General features: G+C 53.6%; 9 protein-coding genes. 6 read left to right on the top strand and 3 right to left on the bottom strand.

The window, feature by feature from the left end:
* Positions 1 to 276: 276 nt before the first annotated feature.
* The 3 genes from RIB44_20280 to RIB44_20270 are packed head-to-tail and all read right to left on the bottom strand — an operon-like array spanning position 277 to position 4,007.
* Positions 277 to 1,557 (bottom strand): glycosyltransferase, encoded by a 1,281-nt coding sequence (locus tag RIB44_20280; GenBank protein ID MEQ8618919.1) that lies wholly within the window; start codon positions 1,555 to 1,557, stop codon positions 277 to 279.
* A complete protein-coding gene (locus tag RIB44_20275; GenBank protein ID MEQ8618918.1) occupies positions 1,511 to 2,785 on the bottom strand; it encodes a hypothetical protein in 1,275 nt (424 codons plus the stop codon). Before RIB44_20275 ends, RIB44_20280 begins: the two co-directional genes overlap by 47 nt.
* Before the next feature lies 1 nt (position 2,786).
* Positions 2,787 to 4,007 carry a biotin/lipoyl-binding protein gene (locus RIB44_20270; protein MEQ8618917.1) on the bottom strand — a complete coding sequence of 407 codons (1,221 nt, stop codon included), beginning with the start codon at positions 4,005 to 4,007 and terminating at the stop codon, positions 2,787 to 2,789.
* Positions 4,008 to 4,664: 657 nt separating this feature from the next.
* Here RIB44_20270 and RIB44_20265 point away from each other — a divergent pair.
* The 6 genes from RIB44_20265 (at position 4,665) to RIB44_20240 (ending at position 13,673) form a co-directional block, all read left to right on the top strand.
* Positions 4,665 to 5,429: a hypothetical protein gene (locus RIB44_20265; GenBank protein ID MEQ8618916.1), complete on the top strand. Its 765-nt coding sequence runs from the start codon at positions 4,665 to 4,667 to the stop codon at positions 5,427 to 5,429.
* Positions 5,430 to 6,462: 1,033 nt separating this feature from the next.
* Positions 6,463 to 8,577 (top strand): N-6 DNA methylase, encoded by a 2,115-nt coding sequence (locus RIB44_20260; GenBank protein MEQ8618915.1) that lies wholly within the window; start codon positions 6,463 to 6,465, stop codon positions 8,575 to 8,577.
* Positions 8,574 to 9,041, top strand: a complete 468-nt coding sequence (locus RIB44_20255) for a hypothetical protein (protein MEQ8618914.1) — start codon at positions 8,574 to 8,576, stop codon at positions 9,039 to 9,041. Before RIB44_20260 ends, RIB44_20255 begins: the two co-directional genes overlap by 4 nt.
* Positions 9,038 to 10,162, top strand: a complete 1,125-nt coding sequence (locus tag RIB44_20250; protein MEQ8618913.1) for a restriction endonuclease subunit S — start codon at positions 9,038 to 9,040, stop codon at positions 10,160 to 10,162. Before RIB44_20255 ends, RIB44_20250 begins: the two co-directional genes overlap by 4 nt.
* Positions 10,159 to 11,271 carry a Fic/DOC family N-terminal domain-containing protein gene (locus RIB44_20245; protein ID MEQ8618912.1) on the top strand — a complete coding sequence of 371 codons (1,113 nt, stop codon included), beginning with the start codon at positions 10,159 to 10,161 and terminating at the stop codon, positions 11,269 to 11,271. The genes RIB44_20250 and RIB44_20245 overlap by 4 nt, the downstream gene beginning before the upstream one ends.
* Before the next feature lie 302 nt (positions 11,272 to 11,573).
* Positions 11,574 to 13,673: a DUF262 and DUF1524 domain-containing protein gene (locus RIB44_20240; GenBank protein ID MEQ8618911.1), complete on the top strand. Its 2,100-nt coding sequence runs from the start codon at positions 11,574 to 11,576 to the stop codon at positions 13,671 to 13,673.
* Positions 13,674 to 13,677: the final 4 nt, after the last annotated feature.

The following is a 13,677-nucleotide window of genomic DNA, read 5'->3' as shown; positions in this document are numbered from 1 at the left end:
ATAGGGAACCCTACGATACAGAATGGCACGCCGCCAACCAAGGGAGTGCACTTCCCAAGAAAAACGCAGATACCCTTCGTATTCAGTACCTTTGACTGCAGACCGAGTATGGGAAACTCAAAGCTCAGCTCGCCCAAGCAGGAATATCATCGATGATCCACCAACGATCTGCTCAAGATTCCGGTCGAGTGACTTGCCACGACTAGTGTAACCACAGATAACGATCTTAAGGGTTGGCTTGCGACAATCCATCGAGGGATCAAAAAGGCGCGTCACTCACCATTGCCAAGTCTTCTGACTCACATGAGTTGGAACGAACGTGTCGCGATAGGAGCGACGCCAGAGGAATTCTTCTGTGTAAGCGACGAGGGAAGCCGCTTTGAGAAACAAGAAATAGACAGGCTGTAGCGGCGCGCAGAGCACGGACCAGAAGTCGCGTTCGGGCTTCGGTGAGTAGTACATCACGACCAACCATTGGGCGATTTCCAAGATAACGTACACCACGTAGTTCGTGAGCAACACGTAACACAGCATCTGTGGGTTAACTACCATCATGACCAGGGTCGTCGCTGCCGCTGTATAGGTGAGAAAGATGCGAAAGAACCAAGTCTCCGCCAAGATGGCCAAATTGGACGGACGAAACCCCGGGCTTCTAATGTTGGCCAAATCAATGTGTTTTCTGCACTCGAATGTCACGGCTGCCCATTCCCAACGGCGACGCTGCTTGAATAGGGTTCGCCAAGCGGTCGGGAGGTTTGTCAAACATTGTGCGTAGGGTGCATGCTTTACCTTCCACCCACTCTTACGAAGTCTAAGCACCAAGTCACCGTCTTCACCCGGACCGACATCCCAGCCCCCGGTGCGCTCCAAAGCTGTCCGACGATAGGCTCCGAAGGCACCAGACACAATGCTCAGCATTCCCAATCGTGAACTGAGTAGCCGACCAATAAAAACCGAGCGAAGATATTCCGCGGACTGTAATCGCGTGAGCAAGCTAGTATTCGCGTTGCGTGCCACGACCGCACCCGAGACGGCCCCAACTTGAGAGTCGCGGAAAGGCTGAACAATACGTGCGATAGCCCCCGGCTCGAGGTGCGAGTCCGTATCGACGCAAACGATGATTGGAGCTTTCGCGAAGGGCAGGGCACAGTTCAGTGCCGAGGACTTCCCCCCCCTGGTCTGCTTGCGAATAACAAGAACCCCTCTGTGACTCTCAGCAAACTTTTGTGCTACATCAGCCATGCCGTCAGTCGAACCATCGTCGACGACAATAATCTCCATGGGAGAATAGCTACCCCATACCGAGGCAAGAGTTTCTCCGATCGTGTCGGCTTCGTTTAGTCCAGCGAGCACCACACAGATCTCTGGCCGAAAATCGCACACCGGCTCCGCAGCTCCGCTCAACCAGCGCAAGCCGTCGCGCACCGCGTCAATGAGACACATCAGCACGGTCGAAAGGCCATAGCGCAGTCCATCGATGCACAGCAGAGGCCACGTGACGAACAGTAACTCAGTGAGTGTCCGGGATGAAATCCAGTGGATCCAGTCGATTAACATAGTAGGCCACAACGTCCTTCTCTACTGTTTCGCGGGAATTACTGCGCTTGCCACAGCCCATGCATTCGGCAATGAGTACCAGTTCCGAGTCGCTCCACGAACACTCGCGGCACCGTCGCGGTCCGGCGAGATACTCGTAATCAGCACCGACTACTAGGTTGCCGGAACGGCACTTTGGGCAAGCAATCTGGCCAAGACCAAACTCTTCTGCAGCAGCGACGTGAGCACACGCAAAGTGGTGGATGAGGGGAGTAGGCTCCGTATCGAACGAACCACAGTCGGGACAACCATCCCGATAACTAAGAAGTGAATAACACTTTGAACAACTCTTAACCCGATCGACAACGGACGAACGAAGAACGCCGACAGACCTCCACTCACGTATGACTTCAGCATCCATGGGTGCCGAGTACCGCAAGCGTTTCGCATCGAACTGCGGCGTGAGTTGACGTGCATCTAGCGGATCGTCTTCGCCGGTGAGGAACTTTCCTCCCAAGTGCACTGCTGGGAGGGCAAGCCGTCGGTTACGCCACTCAACAGAAGCGTAGTGATAGCTGCCGCTACGGTCCTCCACTCCGATGACGCAGAGATCAGGAATGTCTTGCGGGTCGCGCTCAACGAGGACGCCAATACCTAGCCGGCTGATGTTCACAACGCTTGCAGGAATCTCGCTGCCTGGCTTGCCGGCAGCATCGATCGGTAGCACGACCGCGGCAGCCACTGAATCATGACGTGCCGCCATGCGTCTTTCATCAGGGTTGCCTTCCGCTTTACCTTCACTACCAAGAACAATCGGCCGAAGTGCCCCAACAATTGCTTCGCCAGTAACTCGATCTTTCGAGAGAAAGTCCCTCGCTCCGAGACGTCCCGCTCGCATCACCGCATCCGTGTGACTCTCGCCTGAGAGGATCACAACGGGAACGCCACTGGGATTCTGAATAAGTTCCTGCAAGGGGGCATCGGTTTGCGATTCTACAAAGGAATATCCTACGAGAATCGCATCTGCAGCGTGGCCTTCTAGATGGCTCAGGGCAGAACTAAATGCTGTGACGTGGTGAAGTGTCGAGTCAACGGGCAAACGCTCGTGCAGGGCAAGTTTCGTCTTCATTGCATCGACAACGTCGCCTTCAACGAGCAGTAAATGCCAAGGCTTCAGACTTCCACTATTGGTGGCGACACTTCCTGAGTTCTCGACGCGTCCCTCTAGCAGGTTTGATTCTAGATTCATCTCAAATCCCCCACACGGTCGGGATGTGAACGATCTCGCCGTCACGCAAGATCAAACCCTCTGGCAAATCTTGAGGAAGTTTTAGGTAGACAGGAATAAGTTTTTGCCTCGCAGTACTATTAGTCCCGAGCGGCGCGATCTCTTCGTACTTTGGGCCGACAGCCTCAATATCACAAGTGACAGCGGACTGCGCTCTGCCTACCAAAGCTTCAATTTGCTCTCCGACGGCAAATTGCACTAAGCGATCCGCCTCGACATTGACTTGGATCTCAAAAGAGCCGGTGTCAAGTAACTGGATGATCGGTCGCTCGAAGCTACAAGGCTCGCCTACATGTCCGTGGACTCTCACTACCTTTCCTGCAAAAGGAGCGCGGATCGCTCCCCGCTCGCGTTTCAGTCTAAGCCGTTCTAGTTGCGCTGTGAGTTGATCGACCTTAGCTTCTATGGGGCCGAGCAAAGCAGCGTCGTATTCCTGTGACGGAGCCTGTTCCAGGCGTTTCTCCAGCGTGGAGATCATGCTCTGCAAAGCAGCGGCGCGTGAGCGACTCCCCTCGTGGCGAGAGCGCAAGGATTCGATTCGTTGTTCGCTTACGATCGAAGAATCAAGAAGCGGCTCTAATCGACTTCGGTTTGCAAGAAATTCTTCGCTCTTTGCCGTCTCCGTTCCCAGCCTTCCTTGCAGCTCAAGATACTGTGATCTCAGTTGCAGATATTGGTCTTGTCGAGCGAGAAAGCTTGCCCTCAAACGAGCTTCTTCCCCATTCAATTCTGCCTGAGCCATGCGAAGCTGGTCTTCCAGCGCTTCTGCAGATGCATCAAGATCGGGGTTCACGACGGTAGCTAGGAGATCGCCCTGCTGCACAGACTGGCCTGATCTGATGTGAACTTCTGTGATCCAACCCGCCCATGGTGCAGTCAGTTCAGCAGAGTGAGCCACCACGACTCCGTGAGCGCTGAACCGAAAGAAGCACGACCAAACCACGTATCCGGCAGCGAGCAAGCCCATCGCCAAAATTGACGCAATGACAATTCGCGCAACGGGACGCTTTGAGGGCACATGGGCAATGTTAACCTGCTTCGCCTCTGAGGCTTGCTCCACATTTGGGGACGTCACTTCTCTCAAACCGGCTTCCAAGGCAAGCAAAGACTCTTCGGCTGAGCGCGCAGCATCGATCGGCTGCGGAGACGAATCGTGCGATAGAGGTCGGAGCCGAGTCTTCATGGGGGCATCTTCAGGTTGCTTGCGGGCTAGCTCTGAAAAGGTAGCTTGCCTCCACGACCTTGCAATCTACTTGCAGTTCACGCAATCCATACAATCGATTCAATCCATCACTTCCAATGGGAAACTGCGCTGCTAGAAAGAAGCCCAGGCAGCAGAGAACAGCGTTGAAGCGCACAAATCACTGCCGGAGCGTGAGAGACAACGCCAAGAAATTGCGTCCACAGACGCAAGTAGCGGTGGAGGGACTCGAACCCCCGACACGCGGATTATGATTCCGCTGAATAGTGGCTTAAACCAGGGGAAAGACGAAGATTTTGAGGCAAGCGCAGCACATGGCGCAGCAGTTGTACGAGAAATTGCCCCCATAGACCCCGAGTTGCAGAGTGTCATCGAGAAGTGGTCGGACCTGCCTAATGCTGTCAAAGCCGGGATCATGGCGATGGTGCGATCGACGTGAAAAGGCGGGAAGCGTTCTCATTATTCTCAAATCGCTTGAAAGTGCTCCCTGTCGTGACGCCTAGATCTGCGGGCCGCTAGAACTCGTAAGCAGAACTGAGGAAACTGCTTATTGCACTGCTACAATACATGCTCGTCTTCGCCCCGCAGACTGCCAATGCAGGCGCGCTACACACCGATGGTTCATTGGAGAGTTTGCAGATGGCTCGTGTCTTTGGTGCCTTTCAAACCGAAAAAATGAGCATTAGCTTCGAGCGACGCTCGGATACGAGAATGTATTTTGACCAACAAAGCGTAAACATCGACGAAGAGTTTGGTCACTGTGTCGGAGCCTTCTTCTTGATCAATCCAGGTACCGCTAAGCCAATAGAGGAGAGAAGTAAGAGTGCGCCCTGGGGTGCTCTTACATACAACGATGAGAGGCTACTCCCACACTTGGAAAAGGTGCTCGACCACGCCTTGGGGGTAGTGCATGCTAAAAGCAAAGCGGTAGAAAATGAACTAAAGAAGCATGCCTATATCCAGATTCTGAACCTTGCGTACATTAGGGACGCTCTGAACGCAGGCTGTGCCTTAGGAATGTGGAGAGAACTCGTTAAATCGAAAAAGGACACTGACGATGTCCCCCACCTCCCCCGCGGCAAAGAGCGCCTTCGATTTGTAGTATTCGGCTGGGGAGATAGCTACAAGCCCGATTTGGACGAACCTCGAATTGTTCGTGTATTAGAAGAGTGTGTAGGGAGCGATACTCAGCTATTTTTTCCTAGCAATGCCGCTATTAAAGGCGACGAAGAAATTCGTCAAGAAACTGCATGCGTGGACGGCCTCCGCGAACAGCTTCGCAGGCATAGAAAGCCAGCACCTGCCTATCCATGCGGCGCTCGCAATGCTGGTAAGCGGTTTCTCGATCAGTACTGCAAATCGATGGGACCACTCATTGGCGAGGCACTCTGCGAGACGTCGTAGACGCCGGTAGGCCTGTTTCGGTGGTGCTATCCGGCTTGTCTTAAACCAGCGCAACTCTCCAGGTGTGCCTTACGAGGGATGTTTGTCCGTATCAGGCCGATTGCAGCGGGACCGACGGACTGCCGTTCAGTACCATATTATCGTGTGGGACCTCAACGCAATGCCTGTCTTAACCAAGGCATGAGGGCGAGTCGTCAAAATTATCTTCCGAGGGGCCCCACGCTTTCCAGAAAGTTTACCGCCCCACCCGGTGCTCACTGTGGGTCCCTAGCTATCTCGGCTTGGCATACGGAGCCGAATTTCTTTGGTAAGATAGGCAGCTATCTCCCGGCTCATAATTGCGCGAAGCGACTTCTCAATCGCAGCTCCCAATTTTTTGCCCCCTAGTTCTTGACGATGCAGATTGGGACCAAAACTGTTTGAAACGTCGATTTCAGCCGCATCGCATTCAAGTACGTTTATGTGCACATTTCGATTTACAAATGGGCATCATCAAGACCTGGTTGTGACCGCTTTTCGGGGTCTTTTCATACCTAATAGCCCCCAAGTATCTCAAGAGCGGGACGCTTTTGTGTACTTTACAGAGTGAATTGTTTAGTCGGATTTCCGATTCAAAAGGACACATAAACGGCAGCGGATTGCGCGACAATGCGGCCCAAAATCATGCTCTAGATAGCCCCCGACATGCACGCGGTGAAAAAATTTTGTAGCCGTTTTTCCCGTCGCACGAAGCTGAGACGTGTCGAAAGAGAAATTTCAGCACGTGTAACTGAAAAGTTCAGGTTCCCTCAGCTCGAAAAGAGAACCGTCGCGAGCATTCGAGAGGGTGAAAGGCAAACGTGGAAGACTGAATCGGTTTGTCGTATTCTAGCGAACACCGATGTCAGGGACCCTGGGGTGATTGCACTAAGATCGCCTGAGGATTGCTTTCTCGACTTGGTGCCGTTCGGTACACTGGGGCATCTGGCCGCACAGTCATGCAAGTAGCGGCAGCTTACGGAATCGAAACGCACGACTCTTCTGACGAGCAGCTATGCCCCAACTTGAACACATTGAAGCGATCGAGAAACGCCTTTGGTCCGCTGCTGATCAGCTCCGCTCCAACTCCAACTACGCTAGCAACGAATACTTCTTCCCCGTGATGGGGCTCGTCTTTCTCCGGCATGCCTACAGCCGTTTCTTGAAAGTCAAAGACGAGATCGAGGCCAACTTGCCTTCGCGCGGAGGGAAAAAGCGGGAACTCGAAAAGGGCGACTTTTCCCAAAAGAGTGCGATCTTTTTGAGCCCGAAAGCTCAATTCGATTACTTGGTGGGGTTGCCCGACGACGCAGATCGGGCCCGGGCCATTATCGAGGCGATGGACTCGATCGAACAGGACTACACCAGCCTGCGCGGCAGCCTCCCGAAGCAGGACTACCAAGAACTGGACAACGAGGTCCTCGGGCGACTCTTGCGGACGCTCAATCCTGATGAGCTGAAGAAAGTCTCCGGTGATGTTTTCGGTCGCATCTACGAGTATTTCCTCACACAGTTCGCTGACCAGAAGGCACATGATGGGGGTGAGTTCTTCACGCCTATTTCGATCGTCTCCCTGATTGCCCACGTTCTCGAACCGACCGGTGGGACCGTGCTCGATCCGGCCTGTGGCAGTGGCGGGATGTTTGTGCAAAGTGCTCGCATCGTCGAAGAGCAAGGCGAAAACCCGACCGAGCGGCTCACCTTTCGCGGGCTGGAAAAAAACGGTACGACCATCCGGCTCGCCAAGATGAACCTGGCGGTCCACGGCCTGGAAGGTGACATTCAGAAGGCGATCACCTACTACGAAGCGCCGCACGAGCTGGTGGGCAAGGCGGACTATGTGATGGCCAACCCGCCGTTCAATGTCGACGAGATCGATGCGGAGAAGATCAAGGCCGACCCGCGGCTGCCCTTTGGCCTACCCGGCGTGAACAAAGAGAAGCGAGTCTCTAACGGCAACTACGTCTGGATCAGCTACTTTTATTCCTACCTGAGCGAGCGGGGGCGGGCCGGGTTTGTCATGTCTTCCCAGGCGAGTAGTGCCGGGCGGGATGAGGCGAAGGTGCGGCAGAAGCTCGTGGAAACGGGCGATGTCGATCTGATGATCGCCATCCGCAGCAACTTCTTCTACACGCGGAGTGTCCCCTGCGAGCTGTGGTTCCTCAACCGCGACAAGCCCGCCAAGCACCAAGACAAGGTGCTGATGATTGACGCCCGCAATGTGTATCGCAAAGTCACGCGGAAGATTTACGACTTCAGCCCTGAGCAAGAGCAGAACTTGCTGGCGATTGTGTGGCTGTACCGCGATGAGCAATCGCGTTTCCTGGAGTTGTGGTCGGGATACCTGGGTCGGATGATCGAGGAGGGCTTTGGCTGCTTCCAATGGGAGCCGGACGACGAGGACCCACTACACCCGTTGCCCGATTTCGAGCGTGCCCTTGCTGAGCTTCACAGTCTGATGCAGCCGTTCTTGGAGACGCTCTCCAAGGAAGGCCCCCATGCGGAGACGCTCAAAGAACTGGAGAAAGAGCAAAAGCTATTCGCAAGCGACTCAACCGCGTTCCACGATGATCTTGAGAAACTAGCGAAGCAGTGGGAGCAGGCCCCCGACAGTGCGGCGGCGCTCAAGAAGCTCACCGAAAAGTCGGAGCCGCTCGCCGAGTCGAGCCGCGGGCTGGTGAAGCAGGCGGACTTGCTGTACAAGCTTTCTGCTCGGCTGATCGAAACTTGCGAAGGCGATTGCGACGCCAAGGCAAACGACCTTTGGCCGCGAAGCGAAATCAACACGGCCCGCAAACAGGCGGACGCCACTCGGCAGCTTGCCGTCGAGTCGCTCAAGCAAGTCCGCTACTTCTGGCGACAGGCCCACTGGCTGGTCGAACGCTTCCCCGACGCCAAGCTCTGCGATGTGGAAGGTCTCGTGAAGTTAGTCGACAAGTCGGAACTCGAAGCCAACGACTGGAGCCTCACCCCCGGACGCTACGTGGGCGTCGCCCCCGAGGAAGTGGACGAGGACTTTGATTTTGAAGACGCCCTACGGGAGATTCACGTTGAGCTGAACGATCTGAACTCCGAAGCCGTCGAATTGGCGGCGAGGATCAAAAAGAACTTCGAGGAGTTGGGGGTATGAATCAGCAAGAGCTAATGGGATTGGTACGCGATGCCGTGGATCAATTGTATAAGAACGATGACTCTCTGATTGAAAGAGGCGTGCACGAAGTCGCTATTTCTCATCACTTAGCTAGCTACATCGCTGAAGGGATGGGTCACCGCTGCAAGCACAGTTACCACGTAGACATTGAATACAATAAAAACATGAATGAGGTGAAACGCTTAGTCCCCGAAGAGGAAGGGAAGCGTCCTGACATTATCGTTCATAGAAGGCAAAGCAACGATCACAATCTCCTAATTGTTGAACTGAAGAAGAATCAGCCAGTGTTGGCTAATGATGACGACGACAGAAAACTAAAGGGGGCCACTACCGATCAAGGAGATTTCCGATTCAAGCTTGGAGTGTATTTGAATCTCAGAGCAGAAGGTGTTAGTTACACCTGGTACGCCAATGGTGGCTGTGTTGAGGTTTCGCAGCTATGAATTGGGCATCAAGGAGTCTCGACGAATTAGGATACGTCAGCAGGGGACGTTCACGTCATCGGCCCCGCGATGCTGCACATCTGTACGGGGGCCCTTACCCGTTTGTACAAACTGGCGACATAAAGCATGCTGGTCTAACTCTCTCCCGCTATTCGCAAACCTACAGCGAGGCGGGACTGGCACAGAGTCGGCTATGGCCAGCCGGCACACTTTGCATCACGATTGCGGCGAACATCGCCGACACAGCGATTCTAGGTATTGACGCGTGCTTTCCGGACAGTGTTATAGGTTTTCAACCCAATGACAAAGAAGCAGACGGCCGTTTTATCAAGTACCTCTTTGACGCATTACTTCAGAAGCGTTTCAAACAGTTCACGCAGGGTGCCGCGCAGGATAACCTGAGCCAGTCAAAGTTGCTCTCCCTAAAGTTCCCGATCCCAAATATTGCTGTTCAATCGCGCATCGCGGACATCCTCTCCGCCTACGACAATCTCATCGAGAACAACCGGCGGCGGATTGCGTTGTTGGAGCAGTCGGCGCGGCTGCTGTACAAGGAGTGGTTCGTCCACCTCCGCTTCCCCGGGCATGAGCACGTGAAGATCAAAGACGGTGTGCCGGAGGGGTGGGAGCGGAAGCCGCTGAAGGATATTGCCCCGTTTCACTATGGTAAGGCATTGAAAAAGGAAAGCCGTATCCCCGGCGAGTTTCCTGTCTTTGGGTCTAGCGGAATTGTTGGCACTCACACCAAGGCACTAGTCAAGGGACCAGGAATTATCGTTGGTCGGAAAGGCAATGTAGGGAGTGTGTTTTGGAGTAGCAGTGATTTTCATCCGATCGATACCGTGTACTTCATCGAGCCTGAAGATTGTAGTCACTACCTCTATTACGCCTTGTTGAACACGAAGTTCATCAATACAGATGTGGCAGTTCCAGGCCTCAATCGCGACTATGCGCATAGTCGTAAAGTAGTGGTTCCAAACAGCACTCTACTCGATCTATTCGAAAGAGCTGTCGCCGCGGTGCAAAAGCAGATCGATCAGCTTACAAAGCATTCAGAATTCCTCAGTGTCGCCCGCGACTTGTTGCTGCCGCGGCTAATGAGCGGGGAGATTGCCGTATGAGTAAGTCACCTTGCCTACCTGATTTGTTGCCCCTGAGCGGATTGAACTGGGAGCGGCTAGCTCGGTTCAGCAGCCGAGCAATGTTGCCACTAGCCCGATACGATGGCACGCTCACCAGCATGATCAATCCGGCGGTATTGCTCTCGCCAATGACTAGCCAGGAAGCGGTGCTCTCATCCCGGATTGAGGGCACGCAGGCGTCGCTTACCGAAGTGCTACAACACGAGGCGGGCGAGCAGTACGATCCAGAGAAGCAGGACGACATTCACGAGGTGCTCAATTATCGAAAGGCACTACTCGTCGGAGAAGGGGCGCTTGAGCATCGACCGCTGTCGCTGGCGTTGATGCGCGAATTGCACCAGTTACTCATGGACAATGTGCGGGGCGGTGATTGCACGCCAGGTGCCTTTCGCACCACGCAAAACTGGATTGGCAAGTCCGGCCAGACCATCGACCAGGCCCGCTTTGTGCCCCCCTCGCCAGCGAAGATGCTCGACGCGCTGGAGAACTTTGAGCAATACATCGCCCTTGACGATACTGACCCGCTGGTGCAACTGGCGGTCGTCCATGGCCAGTTTGAGATTATCCATCCCTTCAATGACGGCAACGGCCGTTTGGGACGAATGCTGATTCCACTGCTGCTCTACCAGAAACAAGTCTTGCAACGGCCCATGTTCTACCTCAGCGAGTACTTGGCCGAAGCCGACCAAGAGTATCGCGATCGACTGAAAGTAATCACCGATAACGGGGACTGGCAGGGTTGGATCGAGTTTTTCCTAAAAGCGATTGAAGTGCAGGCAGTTCGCAACAACGACAAAGCGAAGCAAATTCACGACCTCTACGATTCGATGAAGAGCCAGGTCGTAGAAGCCACTCATTCGCAGTATGCCTCGGCTGTACTCGATGCCTTTTTCAATCGTCCGGTGCTGAACAGTGGCGACTTCTCCAAACTGAGTGGCATCGAGAATCGTGGCACGGCGAACAATTTACTTAGGGCGTTGACCGATCAGGGCGTCATTCGAGTTCTCCGCCAGGGGTCTGGGAGGCGACCGGCGATTTACGCCTTTGCTGACCTGATCAACATTGCGGAAGGGAAGAAAGTTCTCTGAGCTGCGGACACATAGCGCCTAATGTAATGGCGACAAAACATCTTGTGTACGACAAAATGCGTTCTGCCGTACACAAGATGCCTTTCGACACTCAGCCCGTACACAAACATAGAAGTCCCTCGTGAGATGAGAAAAAATGACGGTTATACGCAATTTTCGCCCCCCTTGGCTGCTAGAGAGCATTGGTTTTCAAACTCACAGACACCTGCGTCGATCACTCCCTCACAACCAGTGACAAAGTCGTAGATGGCATTTTCAAGTCTTGCATTGAGCATTAAAGGGATGAATCCAAAGAGAGAAGCATGAAAGCCACTGCGACAAAACTACTCGATTTCCTTAAGAAGTCACCGCAGTTCATTATTCCCATTTACCAGCGGACGTACTCCTGGACCGAATCACAATGCGAGCAGTTGTGGGAAGATATTCTGCGAACGGGTCGCAATGACCATGTGCCCGCGCACTTCGTAGGATCGATCGTTTACATCGAACAAGGCCTCTATACGGTAACAACCCAATCCCAATTGTTGGTCATCGATGGCCAGCAGCGGCTCACTACCGTAACCCTAATACTAGAAGCGCTAGCAAGGCACATTTCGAGCGAGGACCGACTAGCGGGCTTCTCCGCAAAGAAACTGAGAAACTACTATCTGCTCAATCCGGAAGAAGACGGTGAACTCGGCTACAAGCTGATCCTTACTCAGAATGACAAGTCCACGCTGTTGGCACTAGTCGATCAAAAGCCACCCCCAACGAAACACTCAGTGCGAGTTCAAGAAAACTTCGAGTTGTTTTTGGATAAGATCGATAAGCTAGGCGATGTTACTGACCTCTGGCAGGGCTTGGCTAAGCTGGTGGTCGTCGACGTCGCTCTCGATCGAAAGCTTGACAATCCGCAGCTCATTTTTGAGAGCATGAACTCAACTGGCAAGGAACTAAGCCAGGCGGACTTGATCCGCAACTATGTTCTGATGGGGCTCCCACCGCAGCAGCAAACTGAACTTTACAACGACCACTGGCGACCGATGGAAGTGGCCTTCGGCCAAGAGGCGTACGGCGAGTTTTTCGACGCGTTCATGCGCAACTATCTCACCGTGAAGACGGGGGAAATCCCAAAGCTAAAGAACGTCTACGAAGCATTCCGTCTCCATGCGAATCGTAGAGAAGTTGTCGAGGCGGGCGTGGAAGCGATGGTCGCCGACATTCACACTTTTGCTGACTACTACTGCGAGATGGTGCTGCGACCTGAAGGAAAAACCAAGGTTGGAAAAGCGCTGAGTGACCTACGTGCTTTGAAGGTCGACGTTGCCTATCCTTTCCTTCTTGAGGTCTATCATGACTTCAAGGAGGGGCTGCTCTCAGAAGATGAGATGGAGAAGGTCGTGCGGCTTGTGGAAAGCTACGCATTCCGACGGGCAGTCTGCAATATTCCAACCAACTCAATGAATAAAACCTTCGGCACGTTCCATCGGTCGCTCGATAAAACCAACTATCTGGAGAGCATTCTCGCACAGTTCTTGCTGTTGCCTTCTTACCGTCGCTTTCCACGCGATGAAGAGTTCCGACGAGAAATTCAGGTGAGAGACCTCTACAACTTTCGCAGCCGTAGCTTCTGGCTGCGTCGCCTGGAAAACTTCGAGCGTAAAGAGCAAGTGCACGTCGCAGACTACACCATCGAGCACATCATGCCACAGAAGGATCAATTGACACCCCAATGGTGCGAGTCGCTGGGACCTGAGTGGGAGCGTATCCAAGAAGAATACTTGCATACTTTGGGAAACCTCACCCTGACAGGATACAACTCAGAGTACGGAGCGAAGTCGTTCGCGGAAAAGCGAGATATGAAGGGAGGCTTTAAGCAGAGCCCACTCAAAGTCAACGAAGGGCTGGGCGTGCTTGACGATTGGAATGAATCGACGATTCGTGAGCGAGCGGACCGCTTAGCAAAGATTGCTCAGCAGGTTTGGATTTCGCCGAAATTACCTGAAGAGACACTCGACGCTTATCGCCCCAAGAAGAGGGTCACAAAGAGCCACTACACGATCGAGGACCAAAAAGGACTCTCTGACGGCTCGGTGATGCGCCCGCTGTTCGATAAGCTGCGACAGGAGATTCTGTCGCTAGACGATTGCGTCAACGAGGAATTCTTGAAGTACTACGTGGCATACAAAGCAGAAACGAACTTCGTCGATGTCGTGGTGCGGAGAAAACGCTTGCGTCTGTCCTTAAACATGAAGTTCCACGAAATCGAGGACTCCAAGGGTATTGCTGTGGACCTCAAAGGTAAGAAGAGGTGGGGCAATGGCGATGTTCACGTGTTCCTGAGCACCGAAGATGAGATTCCCTACGCCTTGGGACTGATTCGGCAAGCCCTGGAAAAACAACTGGAGAACAACGGCGACTAGCCGA

Source organism: Lacipirellulaceae bacterium, assembly GCA_040218535.1.
Classification (GTDB): Bacteria; Planctomycetota; Planctomycetia; order Pirellulales; family Lacipirellulaceae; genus Adhaeretor.
Note: the sequence above shows the minus strand (reverse complement) of the source record. Positions and strands in the feature narration are given on the sequence as shown.

What these genes read in the sequence shown, in the direction of transcription:
- RIB44_20280 (MEQ8618919.1), bottom strand. Translation starts at nt 1,557, where the DNA reads ATGTTAATCGACTGGATCCACTGGATTTCATCCCGGACACTCACTGAG.
- RIB44_20265 (MEQ8618916.1), top strand. Translation starts at nt 4,665, where the DNA reads ATGGCTCGTGTCTTTGGTGCCTTTCAAACCGAAAAAATGAGCATTAGC.
- RIB44_20245 (MEQ8618912.1), top strand. Translation starts at nt 10,159, where the DNA reads ATGAGTAAGTCACCTTGCCTACCTGATTTGTTGCCCCTGAGCGGATTG.
- RIB44_20260 (MEQ8618915.1), top strand. Translation starts at nt 6,463, where the DNA reads ATGCCCCAACTTGAACACATTGAAGCGATCGAGAAACGCCTTTGGTCC.
- RIB44_20240 (MEQ8618911.1), top strand. Translation starts at nt 11,574, where the DNA reads ATGAAAGCCACTGCGACAAAACTACTCGATTTCCTTAAGAAGTCACCG.
- RIB44_20255 (MEQ8618914.1), top strand. Translation starts at nt 8,574, where the DNA reads ATGAATCAGCAAGAGCTAATGGGATTGGTACGCGATGCCGTGGATCAA.
- RIB44_20275 (MEQ8618918.1), bottom strand. Translation starts at nt 2,785, where the DNA reads ATGAATCTAGAATCAAACCTGCTAGAGGGACGCGTCGAGAACTCAGGA.
- RIB44_20250 (MEQ8618913.1), top strand. Translation starts at nt 9,038, where the DNA reads ATGAATTGGGCATCAAGGAGTCTCGACGAATTAGGATACGTCAGCAGG.
- RIB44_20270 (MEQ8618917.1), bottom strand. Translation starts at nt 4,007, where the DNA reads ATGAAGACTCGGCTCCGACCTCTATCGCACGATTCGTCTCCGCAGCCG.